This is a genomic window from Neorhizobium galegae (assembly GCF_021391675.1).
Taxonomy (GTDB): Bacteria; Pseudomonadota; Alphaproteobacteria; order Rhizobiales; family Rhizobiaceae; genus Neorhizobium; species Neorhizobium galegae_B.
This window is the reverse complement of the sequence record NZ_CP090096.1, coordinates 1,022,363-1,046,869: the sequence shown is the minus strand read 5'-3', so window position 1 is coordinate 1,046,869 and position 24,507 is coordinate 1,022,363. Positions and strand designations below refer to the sequence as shown.

20 protein-coding genes and 2 pseudogenes are annotated in these 24,507 nt (G+C 58.9%); 18 read left to right on the top strand and 4 right to left on the bottom strand.

Annotated elements, in window-relative coordinates; translation table 11 throughout:
• The first annotated feature begins 1 nt into the window (after position 1).
• Together LZK81_RS27660 and LZK81_RS27655 are read left to right on the top strand one after the other, a co-directional pair.
• Positions 2–2,287, top strand: a complete 2,286-nt coding sequence (locus LZK81_RS27660; RefSeq protein WP_233957210.1) for a glycosyltransferase family 4 protein — start codon at positions 2–4, stop codon at positions 2,285–2,287.
• 27 nt (positions 2,288–2,314) lie between these two features.
• Complete coding sequence (locus tag LZK81_RS27655) at positions 2,315–3,613, top strand: glycoside hydrolase family 130 protein (protein WP_233957208.1); 1,299 nt, start codon at positions 2,315–2,317, stop codon at positions 3,611–3,613.
• A gap of 127 nt (positions 3,614–3,740) precedes the next feature.
• On the opposite strand, the gene LZK81_RS27650 is transcribed toward LZK81_RS27655, so the two are convergent.
• Together LZK81_RS27650 and LZK81_RS27645 are read right to left on the bottom strand one after the other, a co-directional pair.
• Positions 3,741–3,908, bottom strand: a complete 168-nt coding sequence (locus LZK81_RS27650; protein ID WP_233957206.1) for a hypothetical protein — start codon at positions 3,906–3,908, stop codon at positions 3,741–3,743.
• A 73-nt stretch (positions 3,909–3,981) separates the two neighbouring features.
• Positions 3,982–4,374 (bottom strand): hypothetical protein, encoded by a 393-nt coding sequence (locus LZK81_RS27645; RefSeq protein WP_046610445.1) that lies wholly within the window; start codon positions 4,372–4,374, stop codon positions 3,982–3,984.
• Between the two features lie 703 nt (positions 4,375–5,077).
• Here LZK81_RS27645 and LZK81_RS29505 point away from each other — a divergent pair.
• On the top strand, positions 5,078–5,248 hold the full coding sequence (locus tag LZK81_RS29505) for a DUF982 domain-containing protein (RefSeq protein WP_418936513.1): 171 nt from the start codon (positions 5,078–5,080) through the stop codon (positions 5,246–5,248).
• Between the two features lie 168 nt (positions 5,249–5,416).
• Positions 5,417–6,505: a sensor histidine kinase gene (locus LZK81_RS27640; RefSeq protein ID WP_046610446.1), complete on the top strand. Its 1,089-nt coding sequence runs from the start codon at positions 5,417–5,419 to the stop codon at positions 6,503–6,505.
• 121 nt (positions 6,506–6,626) lie between these two features.
• On the opposite strand, the pseudogene LZK81_RS27635 reads toward LZK81_RS27640, so the two are convergent.
• A pseudogene (locus LZK81_RS27635) lies at positions 6,627–6,983 on the bottom strand (transposase); the annotation flags it as partial.
• 247 nt (positions 6,984–7,230) lie between these two features.
• On the opposite strand from LZK81_RS27635, the gene LZK81_RS27630 reads away from it, so the two are divergent.
• Positions 7,231–9,327, top strand: coding sequence for a carboxy terminal-processing peptidase (locus tag LZK81_RS27630; RefSeq protein WP_046607574.1), 2,097 nt, complete (start codon positions 7,231–7,233; stop codon positions 9,325–9,327).
• A 326-nt stretch (positions 9,328–9,653) separates the two neighbouring features.
• Here LZK81_RS27630 and LZK81_RS27625 read toward each other — a convergent pair whose 3' ends face one another.
• The gene (locus tag LZK81_RS27625; protein ID WP_233957203.1) at positions 9,654–9,830 is read right to left on the bottom strand and encodes a hypothetical protein; all 177 of its coding nucleotides are present in this window, start codon (positions 9,828–9,830) and stop codon (positions 9,654–9,656) included.
• Positions 9,831–10,196: 366 nt separating this feature from the next.
• Between LZK81_RS27625 and LZK81_RS27620 the strand changes: the two are divergent.
• The 13 genes and pseudogenes from LZK81_RS27620 to LZK81_RS27560 all read left to right on the top strand — a co-directional run.
• Positions 10,197–10,742, top strand: a pseudogene (locus LZK81_RS27620) (LysR substrate-binding domain-containing protein); the annotation flags it as partial.
• Between the two features lie 137 nt (positions 10,743–10,879).
• Positions 10,880–11,647, top strand: coding sequence for an SDR family NAD(P)-dependent oxidoreductase (locus LZK81_RS27615; RefSeq protein WP_233957201.1), 768 nt, complete (start codon positions 10,880–10,882; stop codon positions 11,645–11,647).
• A gap of 7 nt (positions 11,648–11,654) precedes the next feature.
• Positions 11,655–12,893: a D-arabinono-1,4-lactone oxidase gene (locus LZK81_RS27610; protein WP_233957199.1), complete on the top strand. Its 1,239-nt coding sequence runs from the start codon at positions 11,655–11,657 to the stop codon at positions 12,891–12,893.
• A gap of 251 nt (positions 12,894–13,144) precedes the next feature.
• The gene (locus tag LZK81_RS27605) at positions 13,145–13,804 is read left to right on the top strand and encodes a transcriptional regulator (RefSeq protein WP_233957848.1); all 660 of its coding nucleotides are present in this window, start codon (positions 13,145–13,147) and stop codon (positions 13,802–13,804) included.
• Positions 13,805–13,937: 133 nt separating this feature from the next.
• Positions 13,938–14,498, top strand: a complete 561-nt coding sequence (locus LZK81_RS27600; protein ID WP_233957197.1) for a hypothetical protein — start codon at positions 13,938–13,940, stop codon at positions 14,496–14,498.
• A gap of 365 nt (positions 14,499–14,863) precedes the next feature.
• Positions 14,864–15,547, top strand: a complete 684-nt coding sequence (locus tag LZK81_RS27595) for a TetR/AcrR family transcriptional regulator (protein ID WP_233957195.1) — start codon at positions 14,864–14,866, stop codon at positions 15,545–15,547.
• Between the two features lie 299 nt (positions 15,548–15,846).
• Entirely contained in the window at positions 15,847–16,794 is a 948-nt protein-coding gene (locus LZK81_RS27590; RefSeq protein WP_046612278.1) for a 4-hydroxy-tetrahydrodipicolinate synthase family protein, read from the top strand.
• A 10-nt stretch (positions 16,795–16,804) separates the two neighbouring features.
• The gene (locus LZK81_RS27585) at positions 16,805–17,584 is read left to right on the top strand and encodes an SDR family oxidoreductase (RefSeq protein WP_233957193.1); all 780 of its coding nucleotides are present in this window, start codon (positions 16,805–16,807) and stop codon (positions 17,582–17,584) included.
• A gap of 109 nt (positions 17,585–17,693) precedes the next feature.
• A complete protein-coding gene (locus LZK81_RS27580; RefSeq protein ID WP_233957191.1) occupies positions 17,694–18,665 on the top strand; it encodes a Bug family tripartite tricarboxylate transporter substrate binding protein in 972 nt (323 codons plus the stop codon).
• A complete protein-coding gene (locus LZK81_RS27575; protein WP_326491523.1) occupies positions 18,662–21,043 on the top strand; it encodes a molybdopterin-dependent oxidoreductase in 2,382 nt (793 codons plus the stop codon). Before LZK81_RS27580 ends, LZK81_RS27575 begins: the two co-directional genes overlap by 4 nt.
• Positions 21,040–21,498, top strand: coding sequence for a tripartite tricarboxylate transporter TctB family protein (locus tag LZK81_RS27570; protein WP_046607564.1), 459 nt, complete (start codon positions 21,040–21,042; stop codon positions 21,496–21,498). Before LZK81_RS27575 ends, LZK81_RS27570 begins: the two co-directional genes overlap by 4 nt.
• A 10-nt stretch (positions 21,499–21,508) precedes the next feature.
• Positions 21,509–23,008, top strand: coding sequence for a tripartite tricarboxylate transporter permease (locus LZK81_RS27565; protein WP_233957189.1), 1,500 nt, complete (start codon positions 21,509–21,511; stop codon positions 23,006–23,008).
• Between the two features lie 34 nt (positions 23,009–23,042).
• Positions 23,043–24,299 (top strand): NAD(P)/FAD-dependent oxidoreductase, encoded by a 1,257-nt coding sequence (locus LZK81_RS27560; RefSeq protein ID WP_233957187.1) that lies wholly within the window; start codon positions 23,043–23,045, stop codon positions 24,297–24,299.
• The last annotated feature ends 208 nt before the right edge of the window (positions 24,300–24,507 follow it).

Here is a 24,507-nt window from a genome sequence, read left to right as displayed (position 1 = left end):
CATGACCCAACTCAGGAAAATTGCATTCATCGGCAATTCGCTCCCGCGTCGCTGCGGCATCGCGACTTTCACCAGCGATCTTCAACAGGCGGTTTCCAAATCCCCGGCAAAGGTGGAGACGGTAATCGTGGCAATGAACGATCACGGCCATACCTATGATTACCCTCCCAGTGTCTCGCTTCAAATACGTGACGAAAACCTCGAGGATTATATCAGCGCCGCCGAGGCCCTGAATGCCGGACGATTCGATGTAGTTTGTCTCCAGCATGAATTCGGAATTTTCGGCGGCGAAGCCGGTAGCTATATTCTGGAACTGATGTCGCGTCTGAAAATGCCGATCGTGACGACCCTGCACACGGTTCTTGCCGAACCCAATGCAGCCCAGCGGCGCGTTCTGACGCGGATTATCGAGACATCAGCAAAGGTCATCGTCATGGCCGAGAAAGGCCGTGCGCTTTTGCGTCAGGTCTATGATGCCTCGGCAGACAAAATCGAAGTGATCCCGCATGGGATTCCCGACATCGCCTTCGCGGAAACCGACCTCGCAAAGGCGAAACTCGGGTTCAGTGATAGGCCGGTTATCCTGACATTCGGACTGCTTTCGCCCAATAAGGGCATAGAGGTGATGATCGATGCGATGCCTCTGATCCTGGAAAGCAGCCCGGACGCTGTCTATGTAGTACTCGGTGCGACCCACCCCAATCTTATCCGCAATCAGGGCGAGGCCTATCGCGAGAGCCTAATTGACCGGGTGCAGGCGCTCGGCGTGGAAGACCATGTCGTTTTCCTAGACCAGTTTGTCGACCAGGCGAAGCTCCTGGACTTCATTTCCATGTGCGACGTCTATGCAACGCCTTATCTGAACGAGGCGCAGATGACATCGGGCACCCTGGCTTACAGTTTCGGCTTGGGAAAAGCGGTCGTTTCGACACCCTATTGGCATGCGCGCGAACTTCTGGCCGAGGGCCGCGGCATTCTGGTTGCGTCCGGTGATGTAAAAGCCATCGGCACCGAGATCGCGGGATTGCTGACGGATGACACAAGGCGTGATGCCATGCGTGCGCGTGCTTATGCCAGCAGCCGGTCGATGACGTGGCAAAGGACGGCCGAACGTTATGTGGCCGTCTTCGAGACCGCCAAGCGACATTTACGACCCGTCGCAACCGCTGCCGGGGAGAGAAATGCTCCAACACGCGACGTCTCCGTTCTGCCGGATACGCAGCTCACCTATTTCCTCTCCATGTGCGACGACACCGGCCTGTTCCAACACGCCGTCCATTCGGTACCTGATCGCGCGCACGGTTATTGTGTCGATGACAATGCACGGGCATTGCTTCTGGCGAGCGCCCTCAACACGTCCGGCGAAAAATCTCTACCGGAGACGCTGACGAGCCGATTTGCATCCTTCGTGCAACACGCGTGGAATCCCGACAAGAAGCATTTTCGCAACTTCATGGGCTTCGACCGGAGATGGCTTGAGGACACCGGTTCCGAGGACAGCCACGGGCGCACGCTCTGGGCTCTGGGAGAATGTGCCCGCAGCGATATCAATGCGTCCCGCCGTAGCTGGGCGGCGGCCCTGTTCGCGGAAGCTCTGCCGACGGTGGAGATGTTTCGCTCACCGCGCGCCTGGGCTTTCACCCTCATTGGGCTGAATGGCTATTGTGCCATAAGGGGAGAGGATCTTTTCGCCAAACGGATGCGCCGTCTTCTCGCAGACCGTCTGATGGATATCCTCGTTCGTGTGGAGACGGGGGATTGGGCCTGGTTCGAGGAAGGCCTCTCCTATGACAATGCACGCCTGCCCCAGGCGCTGATCCTCACGGGCCACGCCAGCGGAACATCCGCGTATGTCGTTGCGGGTGTGCGGACCCTGCGTTGGCTGATGACAAAGCAGACAGCGCCGGGGGGGCATTTCCGACCGATCGGAACCGATGGTTTCGGCGACATCCGCAAGCCGCCCCAGGAGTTTGATCAGCAGCCGCTCGAGGCCACGGCGACGATCTCGGCCTGTCTTGCCGCCTGGCACGCCGATCAAGGCGCAGAATGGAAAAACGGTGCCATCAGCGCATTTGCCTGGTTTCTCGGCAGCAACGATCTTTCGCAGACACTCGTCGACATCGACACGGGCAGTTGTCGCGACGGACTGCACCGCCTGCGCGTCAACGAGAATCGGGGTGGCGAATCTGTAATCTCCTATCTTCTGGCCCTTGTGGAGTTTCGCAGGTTCGTCCGTGTCAGCGAGCAGCCTGCAGAACCCGCTCTCCTTCGCGCGCTCTGCGCCTAATCGCCAATCAGATCAATTGAGGTTCCTTTGTCACAAGCAACTTTTCTGAACCGTCAGGCCCTTTTCCTGCACCCCGATTCATCGCGCGTGGTCGTGCGACCTTTCAAGCCTGCCACCGAACCAAGGGACCTCAATCCCACCGAAAAGTCGCGGGCAAATCATATCGTCGATCGCGTTCTGGCGCTTGACCTGGAGATGACGGAAATCCTTCTCGCCGACGTCCTGGAGAATTTCGAGGGCCGCCACCGTAACCTGCTGGCGACGTTCGAAAATCGGGCCGCGGAAATGGAAGAGGCATTCGCGCCTCACGCCAACTTCACGAAAAAACAGCGTCAGCTGGTTGGCGCGTATTTTCTCAATGAATATTCCTTCGAAGCATCTGCGTTATTCAATCCCAGTATTGTCTCCCATCCGGATCAATCCGGTCTGGAAAAGGGGAGCCGGCGTTTCGTTCTCAGCTTGCGTGCCGTCGGCGAAGGGCACGTGTCGTCCCTGACATTCCGTACCGGCGTGATCGCCACCGATGGTGGCGTTGACATCGATCCGACGGTGCGGCTCGCTTCCACGCCAACCGTCACTGCGCGCACATTCGTTGCGGCAGGCGAGCAGGTCGACGTCAGCTTCGGTTCCGAACAGTCCATCAGCGAGCGGGTCATCTTTCCGATCACACCCGCTCAGTCGAACGGAATCGAGGACGCTCGATTTGTCGAATTCGAGGACAACGGAGAGAAGACATTTTACGCGACCTACACCGCCTATAACGGCATGGGTATCCGCTCGGAACTGCTGGAGACCAAGGACTTCGTGTCTTTCCGCTTGAGCCCACTCGCAGGCACCGTGGCCAGGAACAAGGGAATGGGCCTGTTTCCCCGCAAGATCGATGGCCGCTACGCGATGATCGGCCGACAGGATAGCGAGAACCTCTACCTCATCTATTCCGACGATCTCTATACCTGGAATGGCGGGCAGTTGATCCTCGGCCCCAAGTTTCCATGGGAGTTCGTTCAGATGGGCAATTGCGGCTCGCCGATCGAGCTCGACGAAGGCTGGCTGCTGCTGACCCATGGCGTCGGCGCCGTCCGCAAATATGCTATCGGCGCGGCGCTGCTCGATAAACAGGATCCCTCCAAGGTCCTCGCCCGTTCGCGGGAACCGCTGGTGCGGCCGGAACCCTCGGAGCGGGAAGGGTATGTGCCGAACGTCGTCTATACCTGCGGCGCCATGCGCCACAACGACCAGATCGTCCTGCCATACGCGGTATGCGACACGTATTCGAATTTCTCGACGATCAAGATTGCAGATCTTCTGCGAACGCTCGACGGCTGAGCCATCTCATTCCGCCGCCATGGCAGGAGCCACGCTAACCTTCAGCGATCGGTCTTTCTCAATCCCGGGCGTGGTCATGCCATACCCGGGATTGCCTATGTCTGGACGAAGCAGATGCGGAATAATTCTAGATAAGACGGTCTTCTTCCTTTGCCGGCAGCGAACGGCGACGCGCGCTTTCCTCTGCCGATTTCTTGTGTCCTTCGACGGCGGCCCCTCGGATCTCGTCGAAGCGGTTTGTTTCGCTCTCCGGCGGCAAGGGTACTGCAGCGACTTTCTTTTCGAAACGGATCATGATGTCATTTTCCTGTTTGGCAGATGGAGGACGCGCCCCGATGACAGGGCGCCAAGCGATCTTGAGGAGGCGGTTAGGCGGCCAGGGCGGTGCTGCAGCCTTCGGCAACGCGGCTGTCGGCGGAGGTTTGGCCCGGCATGGTGGCCCAGCCGCCGGCTTCGATGAACTGACGCTTCCTGTAGCTGTCGGGGATGGCCTTGAGTTCGGTCAGTTTTGTTGCTGCGTCCGGTGCCGCATTGAAACGCTGGACGCAGATGGCGGAGGCGAGTTCGCCCCGAGCCGTATCGCCCGCAGCCACAGACGAGGCGCGCGACGAGCCACCCGTCACCCAGCCGCCCCAGTTGAACCCGACGACGATGGTGGCAATCACCGTGATGAAGCACGCCCAGACAAGAACAGTCTTGCTGGGTTGGTAGCCGTCGAAACGCTGGGCAATAGAATTCTTGCTGCCGTTTTGCATGGCGATTGGTGTATCCCTTTATGGATGTTGCGGGTCGGCTCCCCGGTCGCATCGACCGCGAAGTTTAGGCACTACTCTGTGTATCTCATTCCGGCCACACCGGCGGCAAGGCAGCGCCATCGGCCGGGAAACGTCCCTTTTCCCGCTGCCGCACGGGAGCGTCCCCGCGTCTTCTACGCGGTCCGTTTCTTGACCCTAGCCCGAAGGTCGGCTTGCCGCTTTCGCCGCGCAATCCGGGTTCAACGGCGATCATTTCGCCATCCTGCGGCTTTGCCTGACGATACCGCGAACGATGATCCCGCCCTGTATTTGAGAACGCCTTCGGCGGGCCGGATGGCGCCCCGGTCGTGGAGTGGGCGGTATTTCATGGTCCTTCTGCTGCCGGCGAATGGCGCAGCTATGACCCACGATTACCACTTCGGTGGCCGCTACACCAATGCTAAATGTTCGCTTTTACAATGGTCCACCCCGGCGCATTCGTTCGGCTCATGGCGACAGAAGAGCGGCTTCGATACATCCCCATGCGGGTCGTATGCCCGGCCCCGCACACCTGTTGTCGCGGGCATCTCCATAGCAAGCTCCGCTTGAAACGCTTGCTACGCGTCTACGCCGCGTTGCTGAAGGTAAGATCGCAAAGTCGCAAGAGCGAACATCATCAAGCGTCCGGGATTGGCCCCTAAACTACGCTCGGAGTAGCCAGTCGCCTTTCATGCAATATTCCAGGAGTGGCCTGCTGAATCGGTGGCCCCCAGGCAGCGGCATGTACTTCGAAGCAGCCAGAACAAAATGCGACGGCGCCATCAGGCGGATCATTGCTGGTCAGGACGCCAGAGATGGCTTCATCTCGGCCGCTATCGATGCCCACGTCCTAGCTTATTGACGAGTTGAGCTTGAAAGAAGGTTTCGTGATGATTCGATCTTAATCGCACCGATAACCGCGATTCCAAATTTGCCGCGCGACATTGAACCAGGCGCTCGATAAGATCGACTGGATGCACATCTCTAGCATCTCAGAAAACGTCGGCTTCAGATCGGAAAATTTACAACAATGTTTGATTTCCGCGGAGTCGAAGATGCGCAAACGCTTGCTCAGGCGATCGTCAACACCATTCACGATCCGCTTCTGGTGCTTGATGAACGCTTCAGCGTCCTGGCGGCCAGCCGATCCTTCTATGAGACCTTCAACGTAGATGCAGCGCAAACGCAAGGTCGCCTGCTATACTCCCTCGGCGACGGCCAATGGGACATCCCCGCATTGCGCACGCTGCTGGAAACGATTATTCCCGCCCGAACGGCAATGGACGGCTTTGAAGTGGAGCATAACTTTCCCGGTATCGGGCGCAGGACCATGCTGCTGAATGCCCGGCAGGTGGTCTACGCTGAAAAGCCGGGCAAAACGATCCTGCTTGCCTTCACTGATATTAGCGCGCGCCGATTGATCGAGCGTGAAAAAGAGGTCCTGCATGAGCGTACGGAGGATCTCCTGCACCAGAAAGAGGTATTGCTGCAGGAGATGCAACACCGCGTCGCCAACAGCCTGCAAATCATCGCGAGCATTCTGCTGCTGAAAGCCCGCGCTGTCACCTCGGACGAAACCCGCCGTGATCTTCACGATGCGCATCAGCGCGTCCTGTCGGTGGCGGAAGTACAAAAACACCTGCATCAGTCAGGCGGCGTCGATCAGATCGAGGTGGCGTCCTATCTCACTACGCTTTGCCATAGCCTCGGATCGTCGATGACCGGCGAAAGCCAGCCAATTCTGATCAGGGTCATGGCGCAGGACGGTAAGATCGGCTCCGACCAAGCGGTGAGTCTAGGGCTCATCGTGACCGAACTGGTCATCAATGCGGTGAAATACGCCTTCCCGTATCAAAAGGCGCAGGCGGCTGTTCTGGTGTCATACGAGGTCAGCGGCAGCGATTGGAAACTGACGGTCTCCGATAACGGCGTCGGCAAGGACCGGACGCTCTCCGAGAGAGCAGGGCCTGCCAAGACCGGCGGTGGCCTCGGAACGGCAATCGTGACCGCTTTGGTCAGGCAGCTAGGCGCACAGATCGAAATGGATGGCGGCAATGCCGGCACCACCATCGTCATTACCCGTGCCACATTCTTATCCCGCCCTCCAAGCGTAGACTAGACCGGTTTCCTATGTCGCTTGCTCAATCCTCTCCGGGAGCCGGACTGAACCGCCTAATCTGAACGGGTGATGCGTACGCTTCGGAATGGTGCGATATTTGAGAGCCAACCAGACTGTCGACAGTACGTCCGATACGTCGGGGAACATCCCCTTTTTTTCAGCAGACTGGCTGCGGTGCGGTGGGCTTTCAAGTGGGTCGCGTCGATCATCAACTGCTCGGGCTTGCCGCGTTTAGCGGTCAGTTCGGCCAGAATCCGGTTGAACACGCCGAGCCTGCTCCAGCGGATGAAGCGGTTATAGATCGTCTTGTGCGGGCCGTATTCCCCGGGAGCGTCGCGCCAACGTAGCCCGTTGCGCAGGACGAAAATGATGCCGCTCAAAATCAACCGGTCATCAACGCGCGGAATCCCGCGGACAGTGGGAAATACGGCTCGATCCGCCGCATCTGCGCCTCCGACAACAACAGCAAATCACTCACTGCGGCGGCCTCCTTTCGATCCCGATGAATCAAAGGCAGGAGGCGGGAGTAAGCAATTTAATAGGTCCTGACCCTAGGGCAACGCCCCCCAGATTGGTGACGCGACCCCTCAAATTGGCATCAGGGATGGTCCCTTTCTCATGATGAACACGAGATGTTGCTTATTCATCTGGTTGCCAAGACGACATCATTGTTGCACCACCATTGCGTAGTATAGACTCGATTTTGCAAATGGGATCAAAGCTGAATGCGCATACGATATGGTTTCCTTGGCCTGTTCCTTGCAATCGCACCGTCGGCCTACTCGTTGGAACTTGGACCGCCGCCGGTCCTGTCGCCATTGCAGGAGCAGGCGCAAGCCGCTCATTTGAGCGCGCAATTCCTGACGCGATATGCTTACAAGCCTGTTCCGCTCAATGACGCCTTGTCGGCTAAAATCCTGGATCGGTTTATCGAGTCTCTGGATTCCGACCGGAGCTTTTTCCTGCAAGCCGACATCGACAAGTTCACGGCCGACAGCACCAAGATCGACGATGCCATCCTGGGTGAAGACCTGAAGGTTCCGTTTTCGATTTTCAACGTCTATTCGCAGCGAGTTGTGGACCGCATGACGTATGCCCGCAGCCAGCTCAAACAGGGCTTCGATTTCAGCGTGCGGGAAGACTATTCCCTGTCGCGCGACAAAGAGCCCTGGCCGAAATCCGAAGAGCAAAGCAATGACCTCTGGCGCAAGCGTGTCAAGGGCGACTGGCTGCGGTTGAAACTGGCAGGCCAAGCCGATGCGACGATTCGCGATACCCTCGACAAACGTTACAAGAATATCCTGGAGCGTGTTTATACCTACAAGAGTGACGATGCGTTCCAGTCATTCATGGGCGCCTACACCACGTCCGTTGATCCGCACACGGACTATTTTGGTGCCGCCGCTTCGGCCAATTTCGACATTTCGATGAAGCTCTCACTGGTCGGTATCGGCGCGGTGTTGCAGGAGCGCGATGGTTACACGACGGTCCGTGAGCTCGTGCCGGGTGGACCCGCGCAATTGTCCGGAATGCTGGCCGTCGGCGACCGCATTGTCGGTGTCGGTCAGGGCGATGATGGCGCCATAAAGGAAGTCGTGGGCACGCGCCTTGATGAAGTCGTGCAAATGATCCGCGGGGCGAAAAATTCCGTTGTGCGCTTGGATGTCTTGCCGGCGGATGCCGGAGAGAATGGAAGCCGCCGCGTCATCAGCCTGGTGCGAGACAAGATCAGCCTCGAAAAACAGGCTGCAAAAAAGGCCATCCTGCCCTTGGAGGACCGCGGTGTCGCGCGCAGAATTGGTGTGATCACCTTGCCGGCGTTCTATGAGGACTTCGAAGCGCGACGAAAAGGCGAGAAAGACTACAGAAGCGCAAGCCGCGACGTTGCCAAGCTTATTGGTGAACTGAAGCGGGAAAAGGTCGACGGCGTCCTGATCGACTTGCGCGACAACGGTGGGGGCTCGCTGGCCGAGGCGATTGATTTGACAGGCCTGTTCGTCGGGAAAGGCCCGGTAGTTCAGCAACGTGACGCCGAAGGTAAGATCAAGGTAGAAAGCGATGATCTGCCTACGCCTGCGTGGACGGGTCCGCTTGGGGTGTTGATCAATCGCGGCTCAGCGTCGGCCTCGGAGATTTTCGCCGCAGCGATACAGGACTACGGTCGCGGCGTGATCGTCGGCGAACCTAGCTTCGGTAAAGGTACCGTGCAAACGGTGGTCGATCTCGATCAGGTGGCCCACAACAGCAAACCAAAATTCGGCCAACTGAAACTGACGATCGCCCAATTTTTCCGGGTCGATGGGGGAACGACACAGCTGCGCGGCGTGACACCCGACATCAGCTTGCCGGGCCTCTCGGACCCCAAGACCCTTGGTGAAGCGAGTTATGACAATGCGCTGCCTTGGGGTCAGATCAAGCCTGCGAATTATGCGGCCGCAGGCAACAGGAGCGGATTGCTGCAGCAACTGCAAAGCCGGCATGATGCTCGGGTACAAAGCGATCGGGATTTTCAGCGTTTCGCAGAAGACGCAGCCGAGCTGAAGGCGCAACGTGAAAAGCGTGTCATCTCCCTCAATGAAGTTGAACGTCGTAACGAGCTCACTGCTCTTACGACCCGTCTCAAGGCGCGCGAGCAGACAAACGATGGTTTGGTTCCGGACAAAGACGATGGCCTGCAAGCAAACGAGCGAAGCCTGAATGCTGATATCGCGATTGAAAATGCCCGCAAGAACGCCAAGGACGTCTTGAGAAACGAAGCAGCCTCCATTGTTGCCGATCAGGCCGATTTGCTGGAAAATGCGCGAAAGACCGGCACTCGGTAAATGGGGAATGCCGACGGAAAATAGTCGTGTCTAAGGCTTGGCCTTCGACACGACGCTTGTCCAGGTGCATCGAAATCTCGATTTCGCTCATGACATGCGCGTCCAAACCCAATCCGCTCCATGGTTTCATCCCGCTCAAGGAGCGCATTCTGTGGCGCGGATGCGCTCTCTTTAGCCGCTTATGGGGGGCAACCTCGCGAGCCCTTCCACTTCTCAGAGCCGCTTGTAGGTCACGCGCCAGCCTTCCTTCGGATCCGAAGGAAGGGCGAATTTCTATACACATTTGGCTGCTGAGTGTCCGCGATGTTGCGGGGCCACACGCCCTGTCAAACTGGCGGTTTTTGATTGATGCCTGAGTGTAGCGCGTCTCTAATTTCTATTGCAGCTTCGACGAACTTCTCGAACTCGTTTGTATCGAAGGGGTAGTATTGATGGTTGCCTGCGGCGTTGGAGGCAAGTACCACAAAGACACCGTCACTGTCCTGCTTGAGGCGGAAGGACATTACGCACTTTCCGTTCATGAGAGGAACGTCAGATCGCCGTATTATCTGCCCGGTCATTACCCTTTTTATGGACTTAAATAATCCTTCCATCTTAACCTTTCGATTCCAAAGCGCCTGCACAGAGCAAACTTCTTGCTCTGTGTATCGCCGTGTTGAGAGGATCAAAATAAGCGCGATTCCTCCGCAAGTTGACGCCGCCTTTCAGGGCGTGATCGGAAGGCATCGCGCTCGATCAGAATGCATTGATCTGGCGTTTCGCCTCTGTCCGGGTTTTCGTTCCGCGCCTGCCTTCAGCCCGGTACAGCCGTTCGAAGAACCGGAGCGTTCGCTCCGGCGGGCCGCTGCCTTTCTTCCTCACCTTGAGGGCACGGCTTCACGAACATCGTCGAGCGGCAGTTCGACGCTGGCGTTCGGCTCGGCGAGGCCGTGGCTCGCGACATGGTGGCACTGCGCGTAGGCCCCGATGTCTCTTATTCCGTGGTCGGATCACTCGAATATTTCGAACGTCGCTCACAGCCGAAGAAGCCGCAGGAACTGACGGACCATGATTGCATAAACCTGCGGCTACCCACGTCGGGAATGCTCTATGCCTGGGAGTTTGAGCGGGATGGACATGAATTCAGCGTGAGGGTCGAGGGTCCGCTCATCTTGAGCAACATCGGGCCTGCGATCGACGCCGCGCTGGATGGTATCGGCCTGGCCTACGTGCCCACCGACCTCGTTCGATCGCACGTGGAGAGCGGGCGGCTCCTGTCGGTGCTTTCGGACTGGTGTCCGACCTTCCAAGGCTACCACCTCTACTACCCCAGCCGACGGAACCCATCCCCGGCCTTCTCGGCGTTCGTCGAGGCATTTCGGTACAGATCCCGACGACGACAAACGGTGATAGGGCTGGGGCCAAGTCAGCAATAGACCACGGCGCAAAATTAGGCCAGTTTGCTACTATCAAGCAGGAGTATAGCCGCCCTTCGTCGGCCGGAGAACAAGAGGTTCGAAAAGAGCCCCACTCAGCCACCGATCGGCCGTTATCAGCAATCGTTGGAGGTTGAATGGCTGGTCGTCTGGACGGTAAGATCGCGCTCATCAGTGGCGGCGCGGGTGGGTGCGGCCTAGCCGCCACCGAGCTTTTTGCGCGAGAGGGGGCGGCGGTGGGGATTGTCGATCTCCCGCATAGCCAGGGGGCGGCTGTCGCCGCCCGTTTGCGTGAAGAAGGCCGAAAGGTAGCATTTGCACCAGCCGACGTTTCCGACGAACTGCAGGTGAATCGGGCGGTAGACGCAATTTCCGGTGAACTCGGACCGATAACGGTGCTGTTCAATCATGCCGGAACGATCATCGTCCGGCCGTTCCTCGAAACCTCGGTGGCGGACTGGGACCGGCTGATGGCCATCAATGTCCGCAGCATGTTCCTGATGACCCGTGCGGTCCTGCCGCACATGATCAAGGCGGGCGGCGGGTCCATCGTCTGCACGTCGTCGATCTCGGCGGTCGCCGCGACACCGATGGAAGTTCTCTATGATACGACCAAGGGCGCGTGCCACATGTTTGCCCGGGCGATCGCGGTCGAATTTCGCGACCACAACATCCGCTGCAACGCGGTTTGCCCCGGCTTCATCCAGACGCCACATGGCCAGAAGGAGGTCGAGGAATTGACCCGCTACGGGGTCGATGTTTCGGATACAGTGATCGCGGCCCAGCAGGGCAGGATGTGCCGACCGGACGAGGTCGCCAAGGCGGCGCTCTATCTGGCGAGTGACGACGCCAGCTTCGTCAGCGGTACTCATCTGTTTGTCGATAATTGTTTTACAGCGATGTGAGGGAAACATGGCTCTGGAAAAAGGCGGCCTGTGGCGCAACTGGGTCGGCAATCAATATTGCGTTTCACAATTCAAGGCATCGCCGGAAACGGAAGCTGAAGTGGCGGAGCTTGTCCACGAAGCCGACAGGCGTGATCTGGCGGTGCGCGTTTCGGGCTCGGGACATTCCTTCACGCCCGTCGTCGGCACCAACGGGCTGTTGCTGTCGCTCGCAAATCTGCGCGGCGTGCAGAACATCGACCATGATCGGAAACAGATCACGGTGGCAGGGGGAACACGCATAAACGAAGTCGGCAGGACGCTGAAAGAACACGGTCTTTCATTGATGAACCAGGGCGACATCGACAGCCAGGCTGTCGCCGGTGCGTTTACCACCGGAACCCACGGTACCGGGATCAAGCTCGGTAACCTGGCCTCATCGATTGCCGGCATGCGTATCGTCACCGCGGCCGGGGATGTCCTCGATATCGACGGTCGCGACGGTGACAAGCTGCATGCAGCCCAGGTCTCGGTGGGAACGCTCGGCGTTATCTCCTCGCTGACGCTCAACGTCATGGACGCCTATAATCTGCACGAGCGTCTATGGCGGGACGATTTCGAGACCTGCATGGAGCGTCACGACGAGCTGGCTTCCAGGCACCGCCATTTCGGCTTCTTCTGGTGCCCGACGCCGGAAAGCCGCCATCTGTACTGCCTTCCCGACACCTCTGCGGTATCGAGCACGAACAAACTGGCCGATGTCTGCGAGATGAAGGTGATGGACATCACCGACGCCGCTCCGATGGAGAGCGAATTCGAAAAGATCGCCTACAGTTCCGAGGTCTATCCGATCGAATACGTGCCGAATTTCGTCGAACTGGAATATGCTGTTCCTCTCGAACACGGCAAGACCGCGATAAGGGCGGTCCGGGACCTGATGCTGAACAAGCACACCAACTGCATCTATCCGATCGAATACCGCTTCACGGCTGGCGATCCGGCATGGATGAGCCCCTTTCACCGCCAGGACAGCATCACCTTGTCGGTGTCGGGTGGCCCGGGCATCGATTACTGGCCCTTCCTGAAGGATGTCGATCAAATTCTAGGCGGATACAATTCTCGCCCGCATTGGGGAAAGATGCATTTCCTCGACACGCACGACGTCACAAGGCTTTACCCTCGCGCCAAAGAATTTCGAGCGCTGAGGCGGGATTTGGATCCGAAGGGCCGGTTCCTGAACGATCATTTGAAGATGTTGTTTGGATAAGCGTCAAGTCAGACGTGCCTCGACTTGGCGCTTCGGCCGGGCAACGATCGACCGAGCTGGCGGCTTCATCTAGCCAGCGCTAGATCGCCCGGGCGACCCTTTGGGCGTAACCTGAGGCAATCCGGAACCGCGTTCGGGCCGGGTATCGTCAGGGGTCTGGACCGCCGGGGCGATAGGGGTTATCTGCAGGGCTTGTCGCGATGCTGAAGACATCGCCGAAACATCACCGCAGACACCCAAGGCCTCTCAAAGTGAAAAAAGTCCAGCGCAGCTTTGCCGTCGAATACAAATCGGGTCGGCGAAAACTCAATTCCAATCCGAACTCGATCTGGGGAGACATGGATCTCAAGTCCGTCGCGCAAGATCTGCAGGACGAGGCAATGCCAATCCTGTCGGAAATTTCCGAGGTTAGCAGCGCCGGAATGTCTTTCGCCGGAGAACAACAGGCCGCGGCGTTGTTGACACCGTCGATTGAGCAGCAGACAAATGCATCGGCTTTACAGGAGACCATAATGGCCGACGATATTAATACGATGACTGACGCTGACACGCCGACGGTTGCGGCGCCCGCACCGAAGAAGGAGCGCAAACCTCGCGCCAGGAAGGCGGCCGCTGAAACGGCCTCAGCCGCAGTTTCGGCGCAACCGGCAGCGGCTTCGAATGCCGCAGATGGAAAGCCGAAGAGAGGTCGCAAGGCAAAGTCCGACGAGGCTGTGACAAGCGCCAAACGTGCGCCTGTCAAACGTACTCCGAAGGCCGTGCAGGCTGCGACCGCACCGTCGGTGGCGGCAGTCGATGAGTTTGCGGATCTTCTGCAGCTGGAAGAGGAAAACCAAAGACTGCGCAAGCAGCTGGCCGAGAAGCTGCGTGCTGAAAATGCCGATCTGCGAAAGCGGCTCAACCTCGGTTGATCGACAGCCGTCGGTCAAGCGCTGGCCGCATTCTTAAGGCTATATCGAGACGAACATCTTGGCGGCGGCCAGTCCCGCCGCCAACGCTTTTGCTCGCAGCCTGCATGCGGGGTAGAATACGAGGTCGAATAAAATGGCGTCACCATGGAAACTTCTTGCCCGGCTTGTGTCACCGCGACGTCAGCAGCGCCAAGAACAGGGCTCGACCGATGACGTGAAGCCGGACGCTTTGGCCATCGCCAAACCGACTGAAACGGTCGCCGACAACGGATTGAATGCCGCGGATCCTCCGGTCGACGAAAAGCCAGCCCTTCACGAACAATCGGAGGCGGCGTCGGCGGACCCGGATCATTCCGAAGAAACGGCAAGCGGTGTTCACGGCACGGCAGATATCGAGGGCGCCAGGCCCGTGGAGGCCGCTGATCCGGCCTTGTCCGATGACGCAGGTGCGGTCGCACACGGCGCATTGAAACCCTCGCACACTGGCGAGGGTGCAACGCGAAAGCGCAGCAGGCGGGGCAAGACAACGGAACCGATTGAAGCCGTTCCCCCTCCCTCTCCAGGCGTTCCGGCCGTTTCTGACGACGCGATCAGCCTTGATGAAGAGATCAGGCTGCTCCGGACCCAATTGGCGAGCAAGCTTCAGCTGCAAAATGCACAACTGAAGAGGATGCTGGAGCGGTTCGAGCGCTGAACGTGTCATTGTCCATCGCGCCTAATCCAGCCAATGCAATCCGGCTCGGCATGGGCGTGATTGGCCTCGATCCCACCGTTAAAGGCGTGGTCTTGGAGCATTCGCCAAGGACAGCAGATGCAGTTGGAGCAGGGGGGCTCTATACCTTCTGCCACAAACCGGCACCCAGTCCTTCGACGGCTCCCTGCCCAGCTTTCCGGCAACGATCTCCCGGCATGACCGACGACGACCATGAGTAAAGCGAAACGCGCGAAGCTTCATGATGATTCCACAAATCCTCATGCTCCCCAAAATTGCACTTGATGGCCCCCGTTGGTCCGCTACAAAACGACGACGATAGCCACGAAGCAAAGAATTTGGGATGTATGGCAAAAAAAGCATATAACGAAACGTCCAAAGTCGATCGCGCGGATGAGCCGCGAGAGCGCATTGTTGCGGCCGCGCGCGAAGTATTCATTGAGCAGGGGTTCGATCTCGCGACCGTTCGCGACATCACGAGGCGGGCCGATGTGAATGTTGCTGCCGTCAATTATTATTTCGGCTCCAAGGAAGAGCTCATCAGCGAAGTGCTTAACCTGATGATGGAGCCCTATACGCATGCCCGAATAGAGGCTTTGGAAAAATGCGAGGCCTCAGCCCGGCCGAGATTCCCGATTTTGGAGGAGGTCGTCGGGGCTCTTGTCCGACCGATGGTACAGTTCAGCCGCGATGCCTCGGGCGCCCGTCCGCTGACGCGGCTGATCCTGCAGGTCCGTTCGCGGCCGCGTGAATCGACCAACCGTTTTTTTATACGCCGCGTCGATCCTGCAGTGTTCCGTTTTATCGACGCCTTCAGTCGAGCACTACCGGATATGCAGCGTCGCGATATCTTCTGGCGTTACAATTTTTCGATTGGCGCCATCATGCAGGTCCTGATCGATTCAGACCCGGCATCGCACCGCCTCAAGCAGTTGTCCGGCGGCCTTTGCGATACCGATGACGACGAAGAGATCATCAGCCAGCTCTCGCGGTTTATCTGCACTGGATTTCAGGCGCCTGCCATCGGGTGATAATCCCGAATTTCGAACTTACAGCGAGAAGCTCGCTCAAGATAAGATATACTACAGTATCTATTTAAAAATGGGATCTAGGCTGGATATTTATCTTTTTTATTGCCTTTTGAGAAAAAGGCTAGGGCATATATTTCAGGATTAGACGGTCTTTCCAATTATCCCTTCAATCGCACGCTGCTTTTTCCAAGTCTCCGGCCGTTGCTTGTTTATTGGGCGATTTGACCGATTAAAGTCATTGACTCCATCCCGCCTCAAATTATGTTTCAAACATTGTTTAACATTCACGGAGTCCTGCAATGACTGCTGCTGCCCCCAAGATCACTGGATCCTTCGTTGCCTTGATCACTCCATTTGACAAGTCAGGCGCCGTCGATATGGGGGCATTCCGCGAATTGCTTTCCTTCCATGAGGCGAACGGCACGTCCGCCGTCTTGATCATGGGCTCGACCGGCGAGGTATCCATGCTGTCGGCCGAGGAGAAGAAGAAAATCATCGTCGAGACGTCGAAGATGAAAACGGCCAAGATGCCGATCTTCTTTGGCTGCACCGGCAACAACACTGACGTTACGATTGAAAATGTGAAGTTTGCCAAGGATAACGGCGCAGACGGTGCCATTCTCGCCGCTCCAGCGTATATCTGCGCCCCGGAAGCCGACATCGAAGGCTATTTTCTGGAAGTCGCCGACGCAACAGACCTGCCTCTCGGGCTCTACAACAACCCGCCGCGCGTCAAGAGCGACCTGCACTGGGATCACCTGCTGCGCATCTTCAAGCATCCGAACTACGTCATTCATAAGGAATCCACTGCGCGTGTCGGCCAGGTTGCCCAGGTTCTCGCCGCGCGTCCGGATGTTTCGGTGATGTGCTGCGACAGCCCCAATCTCGGTCTCGTCGTTCCAACAATGAGCCTTGGTGGTCATGGCACTGCAAACATGGGCGGCAATATTGCCCCGGCCGAAGTGGCGGTCATGTCGCGTCCGTGGACGAGCTATGTCGAAGCCGAAGGGTTCCGCGACAACTATTTGAATCTTCTCCCGCTGCTGCACTACAATTACTCGGCCATTAACCCGGTGGCCGTGAAATCGCTGATGAAGGCTGTCGGACTGCCGGCTGGCGAACTGCGGCGGCCATTGACCGGTCTTGAAGGCGAAGCGCTCGCAAAGGGCATTCGCATCGTCCAGGATCTCGGTCTCGACAAGAAATATGGCTGGAAGCTGCAGCCCGCTTCGGCCTTGGCCGCTTGAGGCTCGGCCGATGGATCTCGGGATTTCCGGTCGGAATGCTATCGTTAGCGGCGCTAGCCGAGGCATGGGCAAGGCCGCCGCAATGGCTCTCGCTCGGGAGAATGTGGATCTGACCATCGTCGCCCGGACGCCCGAAACACTGCAGGCGGCAGCCGCAGAAATTCGAGCGGTTACCGGCGCCCGCGTCACCACCGTCGTCGGCGATATTACCACGCTTGCCGGTCGTGAAGCCGTTCTGTCTGTCTGCCCAAACCCGGACATCCTGGTCAACAACGCCGATGGCGAACTACCCGGTGATTTCCGCAACTGGTCTCGAGAGGACTGGTTGCGGGGCATCGACCGGATGATGCTGACACCGATCGACATGATGCGCCTGACCGTTGACGGAATGATGGAGCGCGAGTTCGGCCGTATCGTCAACATCGTGTCGCGGAGCGTCAAGATCGCCCAGGCCGAGCTTGGCATGTCGAATGCGGCGCGCTCCGGCCTCGTCGGTTTCGTCGCGGGCCTTGCTCGACAGACGATCGCCCATAATGTGACGATTAACAATATACTCCCGGGCATTGTCGCTTCGGATGGCCAGCGCCAGCACGTCGAGGTACTTGCTCAGGAAAGCGGTCGCTCTTTCGACGAAATATGGGCCGCCCGTGCGGCGCAGAATCCGGCCGGCCGCTACGGACGTCCCGAAGAAGTTGGCGCCTACATCGCCTTCCTCTGCTCGGCGAATGCCGGCTTCGTCACCGCTCAGAACCTGCTGATCGATGGCGGGCAATATCCCGGAACGTTCTGACGGCCGGAACCGGGCGGATTGCCTCCCGCGACTCGCCGCGAAGGATCCGCCGACACATACAATGACTTTCGACTGCATACATCCTCTTGGAGCCAGAAGGAATCCATCTATGAATCGCTTCGGAACAGCATTGCTTTTTCTTTCGATGACGCTGCCGGTGGCCGGCCTTGCCAAGGCGGACGACTACCCTAGTCGACCTGTGTCCATTGTCGTGCCCTATCCGCCGGGCGGTGCAGTCGATGGCGTTGCACGCGTTCTTGCCGCCACGCTTTCGGTCAAGACCGGCAAGACGTTCGTTGTCGATAATCGTGCGGGCGGTGCCGGCGGGGTGGTCGGTTCGTCCGATGTGGTCAAGGCTGCTCCCGATGGCTACACCCTGCTGCTGAATGCGTCGATCCATGTGGTCACGCCGCTGATCAACAAGAATGTGCCTTTCGATGTCGTCAATGACTTCACGCATATTAGCGGCATCGCGGCTGGCCCGCTGCTGATCACCACCAATCCGTCGGACAAGGCGAACACGCTGAAGGAATTCTTCGCTGAGGTGAAGGCGGATCCGGATTCCTACAACTTCGCCACCTCCGGTTATGGCTCTGCCGGCCACTTGGCTGTGGAAGTCCTGAAGGGTGAAGCCGGCGTCGATACTGAAGTGGTCACCTACAAGGGAGCCGGTCCGGCACTTACCGACATGATTGGCGGCCAGGTGCAGCTGATCGCCGACCCGATCCTGTCGTCCCTGCCGCATGTCAAGGCAGGCCGGCTGAAGCCGCTCGCCGTGACCAGCCTGACCCGCTCGCCCCTGGCGCCGGATGTCCCGACCGTTGCCGAGAGCGGCATGCCTGCATTGGAAATGCTCTCCTGGTACGGCGTCTGGGCACCGAAGAATCTTGATCCAAAGGCGGCGGAATATCTCGGCAAGGTCCTGCAGGACGTTGTCACCTCCACCGAATTCAAGGACAAGCTGACGGTCTTCGGTTTCGAGCCGATGTACAAGAACAGCGCCGATCTGAGGGCGTTCGTGGTTGACGAGACACAGCGTTACAGCAAGATCGTCAAGACAGCCGGCATCAAGGTGGAATGAAGATGACGAAGGCTCCGAAAACCATGCAACATTCGGAGCCTTCGGCAGACCGGCGCCATGTCGGAACCCATTGGGGGTTCTACAGTCATGATGGCTTAGATGGCGCCATTCGTCCGATGGCGGGCGATCCCGATCCCGTTCGATTCGGTGGGGAGCTTCCAGCCGACAGGCTAGCGCCGTGCCGCATTCTCAGGCCAGCGGTCAGGCGATCCTTCCTTGAAAAGGGACCGGGCTATCGTGCCGGGCGGCGGGGAGCCGAGGCTTTCGTCGAGGTCTCCTGGGACGAAGCACTCGAACTGGTCGCCGGCGAAATTCGCCGCGTCAGGGACGAGCACGGCAACGGCGCGATTTTTTCCGGCTCCTACGGCTGGTCGAGCGCCGGACGATTTCATCATGCGCAAAGCCAGCTGAAACGCTTTTTCAACATGAACGGCGGTTCCGTCCGTTCCGTCCAGAGCTATAGTTATGCCGCCGGCGAAATCATCCTGCCGCACGTCATTGGTTCCACCGATGGGTTGATCACCGGCCACAGCCCATGGAGCCAGATCGTCGGTCATGCGGATCTGATCGTGATGTTCGGCGGCACGCCGCTTCGCAACGCTCAGGTCAATGCCGGTGGCGTTTCCCGCCATGAAACCCGCCAGGGTCTGCTTGATTGCAAAGAGGCAGGCGCCCATTTCATCAACATCGGGCCCGTCCGGGATGACGCCGCAGGCGAGCTCGATGCCCAATGGATGGCTCTGAAACCCGGGACGGACGCCGCCCTGCTGCTGGCCATCGCCCACGTGCTGATCCAGGAGAATCGTCACGACACGGGTTTCATCGATCGTTACACCGTCGGCTTCGAGACATTGCGGGATTATCTGTTCGGAAAGGTGGACGGCGTCATCAAGGATGTCGCCTGGGCAGCCGGCATTACCGGCCTTGGAGCGCAGGACATCCTCACCCTTGCCCGCAATATGGCCTCGCGAAAAACCTTCATCATGATGGCATGGGCGCTGCAACGCGCCGACCATGGCGAACAGGCCTATTGGGCGGTTATCGCGGTCGCATCGCTGCTGGGTCGCATCGGTCTGCCCGGCGGAGGATTTGGTTTCGGTTATGCATCCGTATCGGGTATTGGCCAGCCGGCGCCGGCCGTGAAATGGCCGTCGCTACCGCAAGGGCAGAATGCAATTTCTGACTACATTCCGGTCGCGCGGATTGCCGACATGCTGCTTTCTCCGGGAACGGAATACGACCATAATGGCAATAAACGAATCTATCCGGAAATAAGGCTGATATATTGGGCCGGTGGCAATCCTTTTCACCATCATCAGGATCTTCATCGGCTGGTCGAAGCTTGGCAGAAGCCGGAAACGATCATCGTTCACGAACACTGGTGGAACGCCAACGCCCGGCATGCCGACATCGTGTTGCCGGCCGCGACGTTCCTGGAACGCGACGATCTGGTTGCCAGCGGTCGCGACAGTTTTCTCGGATATTCGACACACACGACGGCACCACCTGCGGACGTATTCTCGGATCACGAGATCCTGCGCCGCATCGCGAAAAGGCTGGGGACTGAAGCGGCATTCACGGATGGATTGAGCGAATCCGAATGGCTGGAGAAGCTTTATGCCGAGGCGCAGGCGAACGCCGCGTTGCGCGACATTTCCCTACCTGATTTTCCCACGTTCCGGAATACGGGACTGATCGAGGTGGAAAGCCAAAACGCGGACCGGCCTTTCCTTGCCGCGTTTCGTGCGGACCCGGTTGCCCATCCGCTGTGCACGCCGTCCGGTCTGATTGAGCTTTCCTCGGAGCTCATTGCCGGCTTCGACTATGCCGATTGCCCCGGTCACCCGGCGTGGGTGGAACCGGTCGAATGGCTTGGGAGCAAACTGGCGGCCATCTATCCACTGCATCTCCTGTCCTGCCAGCCGCATGACAAGCTACACAGCCAGTGGGACCATGCAGCGCCGTCGCGCCGGACCAAAAGCGGCGGTCGTCAGCCGGTGCGCATTCATCCCGACGACGCCTCGGCTCGCGGCCTGGCGCAAGGCGAGGTGGTGACCATTTCCAACGCCCGCGGTGCGTGCCTGGCGGTCGTTGCCATTACCGATGCCGTCATGCCCGGCGTCGTGCAGTTGGCGACGGGCGCCTGGTTCGATCCCGCGGATCCCTCGAAGCCGGGTTCGCTGGAGCTGAACGGCAATCCGAACGTACTGACGCCGGATCATGGGACCTCCCGCCTCACGCAGGGGCCAAGCCCGAACTCGTGCCTTGTCGAGATTTCCCGCTTCATCGGCAAGCCGCCGGAGGTGCGAGCCTACCGCCCGCCGGATCTGGCTCCCGACCCGCGATCGAAAGCGTCCAACGGAAAGGAATGCCCATGACCTCACGTCTCAATCCGCAATTGATTGCAGGGCTCCTGTTCGTATTGATCGGCGCCGCTTTCTTGTTGGGCAGCCTCGATCTCTCCTATGGTACCTGGCGTAAAATCGGTCCCGGTGCATTTCCGGGCCTGGTAGCCTCGGCCCTGATCGCCATGGGCCTTATCGTCGCCTTTACGGCAGAAAAACATGACACCGGTAAAGAGCGACCGAGCCTTTATTCCTCGAAGGTCACGTTCATCATTGCAGCGATCGTGGTGTTTGGACTGGTCGTTCGCGGCGGCGGATTGCTGCCAGCGGTCTTCTGTTGCTGCTTTATCTCCTCGTTTGCCTCACGTCCTTTGCAGCCGGTGAAATCAGCCTTGTACGGGCTCGGACTCGGTGCGGCCTGCAGCCTTGCCTTCATCAAGGGGCTCAGCATGCCGCTTGCCATCATCGGTCCCTGGTTCGGGTATTAAGGAAGATCACATGGAGACGCTCAACGCCCTGCTGCTCGGCTTTGACCAGGCAATCCTGCCGACGAACCTGTTCTGGTGCCTGATCGGCACGCTGCTCGGGACCCTCGTCGGCGTCCTGCCGGGCCTCGGGCCTGCCGCGACCATGGCCATCCTCCTGCCTTTCACCATCGGACTTGAACCGGTGACATCGCTGATCATGATGGCCGGTATCTATTACGGTGCGCAATATGGCGGGTCGACGACAGCCATCCTTCTCAATCTTCCCGGCGAAGCATCATCTGTGGTTACGGCGATAGACGGCTACAAGATGGCCCGCAACGGACGCGCGGGCGTGGCACTGTCGACAGCGGCGATCGGCTCCTTTTTCGCCGGCACCGTCGCAACGCTGTTGCTGGCATTGTTTGCACCTTCGCTTGCCGAAATCGGATTGCTGTTTGGCCCCGCGGAGTACTTTTCGCTGATGATCCTGGGGCTTGTCGCCTCGGTTGTGCTTTCGCGTGGATCGCTGCCGAAGGCGCTTGCCATGGTCTTCATCGGCATACTGGTCGGTCTTGTCGGCCAGGACGTGCAAACGGCCGTGCCGCGTTTCACGCTCGGTCTTGAAGAGATGTCGGGCGGTATCAATTTCGTCGTTGTGGCAATGGGATTATTCGGCATCGGCGAGTTGATCAAGGATCTGGAAACCCCGGAAAGCCGCACGGCCATCAACGCACCGTTCTTCTCGATGATCCCGTCGCGGGAAGACTGGCGGCGGATGGTTGCGCCGATTCTTCGTGGTACGGGGATCGGTTCCGTGCTGGGACTTCTGCCGGGCGGCGGCGCGCTTCTCGCCGCCTTCGCTGCCTATGCCATCGAGAAACGCGTTGCCAACCCGCCCGAAGGTTTCGGTGGTGGTGCGATCGAAGGCGTAGCAGCGCCCGAGAGCGCCAACAATGCCGGTGCACAGACGTCGTTCGTCCCGCTGCTCACGCTCGGTCTACCGGCCAATGCCGTCATGGCCTTGATGTTCGGTGCCCTGATCATGCAGGGTATCGCACCGGGCCCGACGCTGATTTCCGAACATCCGGATGTGTTCTGGGGCGTCATCGTGTCGATGTGGGTTGGCAATGTCATGCTGTTGGTCTTGAACCTGCCGCTGATCGGCGTCTGGACGCGCTTGCTGACGATGCCTTTCCACTATCTCTTTCCGGCTATCGTGGTGTTCTGCTCGATCGGCGCATTCTCGCTCGGCAATTCGGTATTCGATCTGTGGCTGCTCGGAGCCTTCGGCGTCGCCGGCTACATCTTCGCCAAGCTTGATTGCGATCCGGCACCACTGGTAATGGGCCTCATTCTCGGGCCGATGATGGAGGAGAATTTCCGCAGGGCGATGTTCCTCGCACGTGGCAATCCCAGCGTTTTTGTCGATCGTCCGATTTCAGCAGGCTTGATTGTCCTGGCTGTGCTCGCCATCACCGTGGTCGCCCTGCCGAAGATCAAAGCCGTCCGCGAAGAGGCATTTCAGGAATGAGCCGGCTTATTCCCGTCACGAAGAGTGAAACGCCATGCATGTAGTGGTCATCGGAGCGGGTATCGTCGGTGCATCGACGGCACTCGAGTTGTTGAAGGACGGGCACGAGGTCACCGTCATCGAGCCGGAACAGCCCGGGGGGCGCCACGCGGCAAGCTATGGTAACAGCGGCTGGCTGAGCCCTGCCTCGATCATCCCGATGTCGGTGCCCGGTCTCTGGAAGAAGGTACCGGGTTATCTTGCCGATCCTTCCGGGCCGCTGACCATCCGCTGGCGGCATCTGGCACGCCTCGCGCCTTGGTTGCTGCGGTTCATGCTGGCCGGTTCGACTGGATCCAAGGTCGAACGGACCGCAAGAATTCTGGCGAGCCTCCTGCACGATGCTCCATCCCGGCATGTGGCACTGGCGGAAAAAATCGGACGGCCGGACCTAATCCGGCGCAAGGGTCTGCTCTACGTTTACCAGGATCGCGCGGCTTTCGAGGCAGAGGCTTTTGCGTGGCGCCTGCGACGCGACAACGGCGTTTCCTATCGAGAGCTATCCTCGGCCGAACTGCACGAACTCGAGCCGAATCTTTCACCCCGCTATTCCTTTGCTGCCTTCGTCGAGGATGGAGGTCATTGCGTGGATCCGGGAGGCTATGTCGCAGCGATGGTGGATCATGCGGTGGACCTCGGCGCCCGGCGCATCAACGCGAGGGCGACCGGTTTCAATCTTACCGGCAGCCGGCTTTCCGGTGTCCGGACAGAGGCGGGCAACGTGGCGTGCGACAAGGCCGTCATCGCTGCCGGAATACATTCGAAAAAGCTTGCGGCGCTGGCCGGTGACACAATCCCGATGCAGAGCGAGCGCGGTTACCACGTAGTCGTCCCCTATCATCTGGCCAAAGGGGAGATGCCGATCATGCCGAGCGACGGCAGGATGGGCAACAATCCGACACTTGCCGGACTTCGCATTGCTGGACAGGTCGAACTGGCAAGTGTCGAGGAAAGACCGAACTGGACCCGCGCCGGCATTCTGCTGAAACACGCGAAGGGAACCTATCCGGCACTGTCGAATATATCCGAGGACAAGAGCATCGACCGGTGGATGGGGCATCGTCCCTCGACTGCGGACGGCCTTCCGGTGATCGGGTTTTCGAGGTCTTCCGAAGATATCGTTCATGCGTTTGGCCACGGTCATGTCGGCCTTGCGGCCGGGCCGGTTAGCGGCGCGCTTGTTGCAGGACTGATCGCTGGGCGCGAATGTGCCATCGATCTATCAGCGCTATCCGCCACCCGTTTTCGCTGATCTGCAATCTGGATGATCTGTCCCGCAGGTGTCCGCTACCCGGCGTCGGCCGTTATGGCTTTCTAGGCGGGTCGTCCAGGACGCATCAACGCTTCTCACATGGCACCCCCTGGAGCCATGACGGGTGGTGCGTCATGAGCAGCGGCCGAAACTCGATGGGGCCTGATCGTCCCGGGCGTATTCCGGACCTGAGCCGGTCCATCAAAAG